The following is a 3,703-nucleotide window of genomic DNA, read 5'->3' on the forward strand; positions in this document are numbered from 1 at the left end:
TCAAGCGGAAGGCGGGTCTGCAAGACAAGCTCACGGGGCAGGTCGCCGGGGCCGGTACCGACCTCAATCAGGACCTCCAGGTCGAAGGGGTCTTCGCCCAATCCGAGTTCGTCTGCAGCCTGCTGGTGGTCAAGCAGGATGACCCGCTCCAGACTGACGGCGCTGGCGTAGTCCCAGTCGGGCGTGATCTCCCCGAGCGGCGCCGGCGGCCCGGCTCCGACTGTGATCATCCAGGGCCGGGTGGCGACGGCGGCATGGAGCCTGTTGAAGGGGGCGGCGGTCCGGCGGCTCATCTGGCCTCCGCGGGCAGCAGCGAGGCCCGGAGGCCAACGGCGCAGTCATCCGGTACGGACACGCGGACGGTCAACCCGCCTTCGAAGTCGCCGATGTCCACCAGCGGCCTCACGAGGTAGGTCTCTCCGTCGTCGCCATCGATCTCCATCACGATCGGCGGGCTTGAGACGTCCAGTGTGGCCGCTGCCACGCCTCCGCCATCCATCGAGATGACAGGTGTCAGGTCAAGGCGCGTCAATGGGCCCCGGCCCGAGACTGTCAGGGTGAACAGCGCCGTACGTTCGCCCTCGAACATCTCCAGCCGCTCAAACACCGGCTGGCTGACCCGGCGGCGTCCCGACGATCCGCCTCCCCCGCCGCCGCCGCCGCCACGGGTCGGCCCTCCGGTGCCCACGCCTGCGAGGAAGGCGCCGAGCATGCCGGCGACCGCTGCGACCGATCCGGTCGACCCCTCGCTTCCGCCTGACGCCGTCCCCGGAGCGGCAACCTCATTCGCCGCCTCCTTCAGGCGGGCCAGCGCCATTTTGACCCAGGTCCGCGGCGGCCCCTTGGGCAGGGCGGAAGGGTCCCAGACGTCATGCGCAGCGGGTTCTGAACTTGCGAAAGCCTCCTCGACCGCCTTCTCCTCGCTGGTCACGAAGACTCCCGCCCATTCAGTTCGCTCGTCCGGCAGCGCGGGACCGTTCATGTAATAGACGACCATCTCGGCGGGACGCATGAGGGCGATGCAGGACGATCGCTTCGGCAGGAGACTGGCTCCCGTGAACGATGGGAGTCGAGGCGCGCGAAGGCCCCGGCTGATCGCAAGACGCCCGAGGAAAGTCTGGGGCCGGTAGCTTCTGATCTCGCGCCCCTTTCCGGCGCGCACCTCATTCATGGCGCGGGCGAAGAGGTCGAGCGGCGGGCAGTCTTCCGGCCGCGGCGTTTCCAAGGTGTCGCCTTCGATCTCCACGGTGAGGCTGATGCGGCGATCGGCCGACGTCGTCTCCATCATCCGCGGCCAGAAGTTCCAGAGCACCCGCTCGAGGATGTGGACGCCGATATCGGCGCTGTCCGCCGCGACAGGGCCGCCGTCGCCCGCCTCCTGATCCCCCGCGTCCAGCCGCAAGTCAGGATCAAGGATCAGGATCGAGGTTCCCGTCGCGTCGGCGTCCTCACGCGGGGGTGCGCCGAGGGCTTGTGAAAGCACCGCGGCGGCATCTCCGGTCTCCGGCTCGCCCACCTTTCCGACCTCATCATCATCGCCCTGAACGCCCCACCAGTGTCGCCCGGTGTACCGGCTGAGAAAACCGTCGCCTTCGTCGCGCTCGCCTGCTTCCCCGAGATGACAGCCCATCAGCCTTCGGGCCTCGGCACCCGGGCCCGGATCATGGGCGAGGGTGTCGACGAGGATCGTGGAACACCGGCTTGTCCGGTAGAGGGACGCCTTTCCGAACCCGTAGGTGCCCCCACCCAGATCGGTATTCCGGCGGGTGCCGACATTGCGCATAAAGTCGATGAAGTCCGTTCGCTCCACCCGGGCCGGGATCCGGTCCGCCCGGGTCGGGCCGCCCAGACCCGTGGTTCCGAAATCGCAGATCTCGAGAACGCGGGGGGTTTCGGAATCCAGAAAGGCGGTCAGCGCCTCTGCGGAACTGTCGATGAAGGGGAGCTCCGCCAGGACCTGATCGCGAAGCACGGCGACCTGCTCCGGCGTCAGCGTCCTCAGCCGGATCAGGATGCGGGGACCAACGCCGCGTTTGGCGGCGTCGCAGCTGTTCTGGATGGCCTCGCGTAGCACGAGCTGCAGCCCGTCCAGCCGCGGGGCGCCCAGCAGTCGGCCGAACCCGCCGTCGCCCATGTTCCCGGTTGGCGCGTAGGGCTCGGGAAAGAGCTTCAGCGGCGTCATGGCAGCGACGCCACGAGCAGGGCTTCCATGGCGGTCATGCCGGCCGCATCGACACGGAAGGCCTCGGCCACATCCGGCTCCAGTTCATAGGTCAGCGTGTGGATGCCGACCGGAATGACACCCGCGACAAAGGCGGAGGGCACGATCCGCGGAAAGCCCGGCTTGACGTCCCAAGCGTCGATGGCCTCGCAGTTGAAGGACAGCCGGTTCCAGTCCGGAGTCTCGGGATCGGTACAGCCGAGCGCCTGAAGCCGTTCACGCAGAACGGTTGAGTGACCTGTGAGCACCTCGATTTCCTGAACGAGCCGGGACACGGTGTGCCCGCCTTCCGTCCGTTCCAGTGCGACCCGCCAGAGCTGAAGCGTCCCTCCCACGGGCGCTTCCATCTGGTCCCCCGAGGAGATCGTGACGCGGCCGGTGCGGCGGCTGGCGGACTTGACCTCGATGGCATGGGAGCCGCCCCGGAAATCGTGCCGCTCGGGCACAGGGCCGAACCAGAGGGCGGGCGCGCCAGGGTGATGCGCTGCGAGCCGGCCGAGAACGATGAGCTCGGCGACAAGACCGCGGATGATGCGGTCATCAATGGCCGCGCTCTCGTGGCTGGCAAACAGGGCGCCGAGATCGCTGATGGCTGTCACCAGCGCATCTTTTGCGGGCTCTCCGCTGACGATACGGGTCAACACGGCCTCCACCAGATCCGCGAAGGCCCGGTCGAGCAGCGGGTCGAGGCAGGTCACGACCAGATAGGCGCGGCGCTGCCCTCCACCGGTCAGGGAGGCGCTCCCGACCTCCAGGGCCGGCGGCGTTTCGAGGGACGGCCGTCGCGTGCCGGCCGCGACCGGAAGCAGCAGCTGGGCCCTGCCCTGTTCATCCAGCGCCAGCGCGGCCGGACCATGGCCTGTATCGACTGTCAGGGTGCTGACGGGCAACCCGTCCGGCGTGGCGGCGACGTCGCCATCACGGAGCGATGTCCAGCGGGTGTGGATTTCAGTGACGAGGCTAGACAACGGCAGGCTCATCCAGACCGGCGGCCTCGACCGCGTCCATGTCTTCCTGCTCCATCGCCTCGAGTTCCTCTGCGGACGGAGGGGCGAGTTCGACGCTGACGAGGTCGCCGCCGTGATCCTTCGACAGGGGCAACACAAGGCCAAGGCCGATGATGTCGCGCGCGGCGTCCATGGAGACGCGCGCCCTGCTCCCCTTCTTCGCCGGAGACGCCCGGTCGATCGGGTATAGGAGGAGAAGCGGACGCTCGCCGAGCGCTTCACGACGCTCCGTCTTGAGCACCTCCCAGTCGCCATCCGGGGTCTCTCCGGGGACATCAAAGGCGATGTCCGGAAGCGACATCAGCCCCTTTATGTCGGCGAGAGCATCGACGCCCTTGAGCCGGGAGCGTTTCACCATGTTGACCGGGCCGAGCACGCCGAGCGGCTGGGCCGATGGCGCGCCGTCGGACGCGGTCACGACCCCGACATTCCAGTGCTGAAGGGCCGGGTGATCCTGCTCGAGGAACTGCAGCAG

General features: G+C 68.2%; 4 protein-coding genes. All 4 read right to left on the bottom strand.

Features of this window, described 5'->3' with window-relative positions; all coding sequences use genetic code 11:
- The coding region (locus tag RDU12_RS05475) for a hypothetical protein (RefSeq protein ID WP_308684227.1) at nt 1–293 on the bottom strand (293 nt) is incomplete at its 3' end.
- Nucleotides 290–2,182, bottom strand: a complete 1,893-nt coding sequence (locus tag RDU12_RS05480) for a hypothetical protein (RefSeq protein WP_300289141.1) — start codon at nt 2,180–2,182, stop codon at nt 290–292. The genes RDU12_RS05480 and RDU12_RS05475, both read right to left, overlap by 4 nt.
- On the bottom strand, nt 2,179–3,201 hold the full coding sequence (locus RDU12_RS05485) for a PD-(D/E)XK motif protein (RefSeq protein WP_300289140.1): 1,023 nt from the start codon (nt 3,199–3,201) through the stop codon (nt 2,179–2,181). Before RDU12_RS05485 ends, RDU12_RS05480 begins: the two co-directional genes overlap by 4 nt.
- Nucleotides 3,182–3,703 (bottom strand): hypothetical protein (locus RDU12_RS05490; protein WP_308684228.1); only part of this gene is annotated, 522 nt, incomplete at its 5' end. The genes RDU12_RS05490 and RDU12_RS05485, both read right to left, overlap by 20 nt.

The organism is Brevundimonas sp., from assembly GCF_031082345.1.
Lineage (GTDB): Bacteria > Pseudomonadota > Alphaproteobacteria > Caulobacterales > Caulobacteraceae > Brevundimonas.